7 protein-coding genes are annotated in these 3,446 nt (G+C 56.5%); all 7 read right to left on the reverse strand.

What is annotated here, in order from left to right:
* Window positions 1-234 (reverse strand): DUF6572 domain-containing protein (locus AC1DW0_RS29420; RefSeq protein ID WP_477949605.1); only part of this gene is annotated, 234 nt, incomplete at its 3' end.
* Window positions 235-303: 69 nt separating this feature from the next.
* Window positions 304-690 carry a DMP19 family protein gene (locus tag AC1DW0_RS29425; protein WP_477949607.1) on the reverse strand — a complete coding sequence of 129 codons (387 nt, stop codon included), beginning with the start codon at window positions 688-690 and terminating at the stop codon, window positions 304-306.
* Between the two features lie 79 nt (window positions 691-769).
* Window positions 770-1,225, reverse strand: a complete 456-nt coding sequence (locus tag AC1DW0_RS29430; RefSeq protein ID WP_477949609.1) for a DUF3592 domain-containing protein — start codon at window positions 1,223-1,225, stop codon at window positions 770-772.
* An 86-nt stretch (window positions 1,226-1,311) separates the two neighbouring features.
* Window positions 1,312-1,677: a hypothetical protein gene (locus AC1DW0_RS29435; RefSeq protein WP_477861233.1), complete on the reverse strand. Its 366-nt coding sequence runs from the start codon at window positions 1,675-1,677 to the stop codon at window positions 1,312-1,314.
* 72 nt (window positions 1,678-1,749) lie between these two features.
* Window positions 1,750-2,124 carry a hypothetical protein gene (locus tag AC1DW0_RS29440; RefSeq protein ID WP_477949611.1) on the reverse strand — a complete coding sequence of 125 codons (375 nt, stop codon included), beginning with the start codon at window positions 2,122-2,124 and terminating at the stop codon, window positions 1,750-1,752.
* An 81-nt stretch (window positions 2,125-2,205) separates the two neighbouring features.
* Complete coding sequence (locus AC1DW0_RS29445) at window positions 2,206-2,697, reverse strand: hypothetical protein (RefSeq protein ID WP_477949613.1); 492 nt, start codon at window positions 2,695-2,697, stop codon at window positions 2,206-2,208.
* A gap of 547 nt (window positions 2,698-3,244) precedes the next feature.
* The coding region (locus tag AC1DW0_RS29450; RefSeq protein ID WP_477947454.1) for a DUF6572 domain-containing protein at window positions 3,245-3,446 on the reverse strand (202 nt) is incomplete at its 5' end.

The raw sequence follows: 3,446 nt of genomic DNA on the forward strand, positions 1-3,446 counted from the left end.
TTCGAAACGACAAACGATGTCAATACGCAGACTTCGGCCGCGCGCCTCCGGATAGCTTGTGTAGATTTCGCCCGATTCGACGAACCCGAAGTAGCGATTTAGCTTTTCTGCAAGGAGCGTTGAGTGGCCACCGATGTCGCTCCACTCAAGGGGATCGACAACAGTCAACACTGCTTCGCCCGAGAGTCGGTCCAGGCCGAGAGCATCTATGGTGGAGGCATCCTTGATCGTCATCGTGCTGGATAACGTTCGCGGTAAGCAGACCAGCCAGCGAAGCTGGCGCAGGTCCGCTTGACCAAAGGGTTAAAGCGCATTTTGGTATAGCCCCTTCAGCTCTTGGACCACAGCCGACTGATAGGAATACCAAAGATCATCTGCCGGATCACCTTGCGCTCGGACCACTTCGTACGGATCTTGCGCTGTGCCAATGATGGCGTTCAGCGCATCGGCGAACGCACGAAATGAACTCAGGCCGACTGCAACGGCTGCAGCCTGGCAATCCGCCCACTGCTGAAGCCCATGATTGCAAAAGTACTGCGAGACCCCACCGTTGCGCGCCTCTGTATCGAGCAGCCAAATCTCGTATACGGCGGACTCCATGGTCGTGAGACTCGATGCGTTGGCAAAGCGCTTTTCGACAAGGTTCGCGCCCACGTCCGTGATCCAGTCTTCGAGGTCCCAAGTGAGCATGGCTGCGCTTTAACGTTGGCGTTCAGCGGGCGGCGAAGCCGTCCGCTGCAGCACAGGGTTAGGCGTCGCGGCCACGCCGCTAGAGACCAACCTTGAGGCGCTTCTGAACTAGCGGCCCCCAAGTGACGATCTTCTTGTATGTGAGAAGTCCGATGCTTCCCGCGATCGCCGAGACGAGCAGGAGCAGATGCGTTGTTGCCCATATTTGCATCGGCTCATTGAACTTGGCCACCACTGGATCATCGGGAAGGTATAGGACCTCAACTTTCTCTCCGACCGCATACCTGCGAGAAGAGGCTTTGACCCAAGGAGTGAGCTTGTGGCTGACGCCGTTGTTGTCTTGGTACGCAACCTCAGCGCTGTCCATCTTCCTGTTTGTGGAAACGACTAGACCTTGAGCAACGCTGGCCGCCTTTAGGAATTGCGCCTCGACGTACCAGCGCCATGCCGAGAGAAGTCCGAGGCACACTGCCAGTGCCAGCAAGCCCTTACCTATTCGGGCATTGGTCGGTGAGGAGAACTGCGGGAGCGACATGGCTGATGTACGCGACGCCTAACGTTTGAGATAACCGGCATGACCCGGCTTGCCGGGGCATGTCCGGTTGATTGAATGGTTAGGCGTCACGGCGCCTCGGTTTTGGTGACTTTGCTTTGGGAAGAACGACAGACGACAACGGCGCTAGCGGCCAGCCAAAGCAGTAGATAGAAATATGGTTTGACTTTGACCCATACCGTTGGCTCCGTAGTTGGCACAAGCACGCTGCCGATGACGCCGGCTACCGCCACGATGCCAAGAATGACTGCCGGAAGCGACAACTTTGGCCACGACATTTCAATCTGGAATGCAGCCTGCCCGCCACGTACAGACAACAGAAGGCCAATGACGGCTACAGCCATGAGCGGAACTGCAAGAGCCTTGTAGTCAGTGGCGCCGAAGTAGCAAGCAACCGCCCACAAAGCTATGAGGAAAGCGGAACGTAGATTCATCGCAGGCCTTCTCCTCGGGACGCATAACGTGTGCGCTCAGCGGACGGCGAAGCCGTCCGCTGCAGAGAAGGGTTATGCGGATGGCGCCGAAGACGTTGCTGCAAAGCGCGCCTCCAAGAATGAAAGTGATGATCGCAGATGCGATTCGCCATACCCGTCGATTCGCTTGATCGTGGCGATTGCATCGAGAAGGTCGGTGACAGAAGCACCTTGCTCGAGGAGTTGATTTGCCGACTCTTCGGCGAGAACGGTAAGCGAGACAAGCGCCGAGGCTTCCGATGGATTCGCTCGGCGCACATATGGCTTGCTCAGCATTGCCAGCCCGAGACGAGCTTGTGTCAGCGCACCGCGCATGTCCCCGCTATCGCGAAGTCGAAATCCGCGACCGGCGGCGGCGCTTGCGCGCATGGCGATCGCGAAGCTTTTCGCGGAATCAAGAAGACGCATAACGTTTGAATTCACCGGCGACAATAGGCCGTCCGGTGGAATGATTGGTTAGCCAGGGCCGCACGAATTACTACTCTGTGGCTACTTTCGAAGCTCAGGTGGAATTGGCCGAGACGGACCTCTCTTCGCGCACTCTTCATCAAACCAGCACCACTTCTCTGGGTTGTTTGAAACGTCCTCGATAAACGGTATCCACGCAGTCTGGGCCTCGTTCAGGCGGACATTGAGTCTGTATTTCCTACCAGCCTGTGCATCGAATTCAACGGTCTTGTCTTCTAACGACCAGCGATAGGAGTTCATGCCGTGCAACTCATAGCCAAGAACTATTTTTGTTCTCCCCGGCTGCAATGCAATGTCCCCATCCAAGTTTGATCTGCCGGCGCGCATAGGGGTGATTGCAAACCTTCTGTCACCGTTTATTGACCTAACAATGGTCCCTAGATAGGGTTTCAAGAGGGCTTCCTCTGCTGCCGGAAGTGGCGGCCCTTCGTAAGCCCTCATGTAGGTTCTGTCTGTCGCGCATCCGACCATTCCAAGAGTCAGTATCAGTGTGCAAATGCCAAGTCGTTTCATAAAGTGCTTGAGAGGTGGTTGTGATGGCTAACGTTGGCGCTCAGCGGGCGGCGGAGCCGTCCGCTGCAGCAATTGGTTAGGTAGCACTCTTCGACTCCGAAGAATCAGAGCTTGCCTCGCTGACCATAGGAATAGTGAACAACGAAAGCCCTGCTCCAACCAAGTAGGTCCAGATAACGGCCGATTCGACAAATGGCGGCATAAGCAGTTGAAGGATTGCCTGTCCCGAGAAGACCCCGAGAAGAAAATATGCGGAGACACCGCCGACAAGGAGGGTCGGCAGCATAGGAGCCTTGTTTCGGACCAAGGTCACGCCAATGATTGCTGAGAGGACGGCGCAAATCACGATGGCAGCCGCCGCACGACCCGCCCCTACGTGCGAAAGCCAACGCGCACCCCCAAACGTCCTTCCCATTGCGTAGAGGCCAAACACGTAGTAAGCGCTCTGCATGAACCACAGGACTGCGAAGAATCTTTTCGCCAGAGTCATCTTGATACCTAACGTGAAAGCTCAGCGGGCGGCGAAGCCGTCCGCTGCAGTGACCGGTTATCCAGCATGGAACCTCCAGCTAAGTGCGCATTGGTACTCGCCTGCCACCGCTTCGGCGCGCCGCAGGTAGTCAATGGCGGCGGATGGCGGTTCGAAACGACAAACGATGTCAATACGCAGACTTCGGCCGCGCGCCTCCGGATAGCTTGTGTAGATTTCGCCCGATTCGACGAACCCGAAGTAGCGATTTAGCTTTTCT

This window comes from Roseateles sp. P4_D2 (assembly GCF_056401875.1).